Source organism: Mammaliicoccus sciuri, from assembly GCF_002901825.1.
Lineage (GTDB): Bacteria > Bacillota > Bacilli > Staphylococcales > Staphylococcaceae > Mammaliicoccus > Mammaliicoccus sciuri.
In genome coordinates this window covers 1-1021 of record NZ_PPQD01000030.1, presented here as the reverse complement: position 1 = coordinate 1021, position 1021 = coordinate 1, and the positions used below count along the sequence as shown (strand labels likewise).

Genomic DNA, 1021 nt, shown 5'->3' with positions numbered 1-1021 from the left:
CTTCGTCCCCATCGTTTACACCATTACCGTCAGTGTCAGGGTTCGTTGGATCAGAACCGTTAGCTTCTTCGTCTTTGTTATTAACGCCGTCGCCATCGATATCAGTATCATCTTTGTCAGTGATGCCATCTCCGTCTGTATCCTTCGGAGTAGAGATATCAGGTTTACCGTCGCCATCTTTATCCGTTACTTTATCAGAAGTAGGATCAGATTCATCTTTATTCGGAATACCATCACCATCAGTATCTTCGTCCCCATCGTTTACACCATTACCGTCAGTATCAGGGTTTGTTGGATCAGTACCGTTAGCTTCTTCGTCTTTATTATTAACGCCGTCGCCATCGATATCGTTATCGTCTTTGTCAGTGATGCCATCTCCGTCAGTATCCTTCGGAGTAGAGATATCGGGTTTACCGTCACCATCTTTATCAGTTGGCTTATCAGATTTAGGATTAGATTCATCTTTGTTTGGAATACCGTCACTATCGTAATCTTCGTCCCCATCGTTTACACCATTACCGTCGGTATCAGGGTTTGTTGGATTAGTACCGATAAGTTTTTCATCTTCGTTACTTACGCCATCACCATCGATATCGTTATCATCTTTGTCAAGGATGCCATCTCCGTCAGTGTCTTTGTCTGACTCAGAATCAGAGTTACTATCAGAGTTTGAATCAGAACCAGAATCGCTATTTGAATCAGAGTTCGAGTCTAAATCAGAAGTACTATCAGTACCAGAGTCAGAACCGCTGTTAGTGTCTGAATCAGAATCTTTATCAGATTGACTATCAGAGCTGCTGTCTGAGTTAGAACCAGAATCGCTATTTGAATCAGAGTTCGAGTCTAAATCAGAAGTACTATCAGTACCAGAGTTAGAACCACTGTTAGTGTCTGAACCAGAATCTTTATCAGATTGGCTATCAGAACTACTGTCTGAGTTAGAATCAGAATCACTATCTGAGTTTGAATCCTTCGGAGTTGAGATATCTGGCTTACCGTCACCATCTTTATCAGTTGGCTT

Annotated in this window: 1 pseudogene; it reads right to left on the bottom strand. The window is 41.9% G+C overall.

The annotated features are described in order from the left end of the window. A pseudogene (locus CD035_RS14035) lies at nucleotides 1–1021 on the bottom strand (hypothetical protein); the annotation flags it as partial.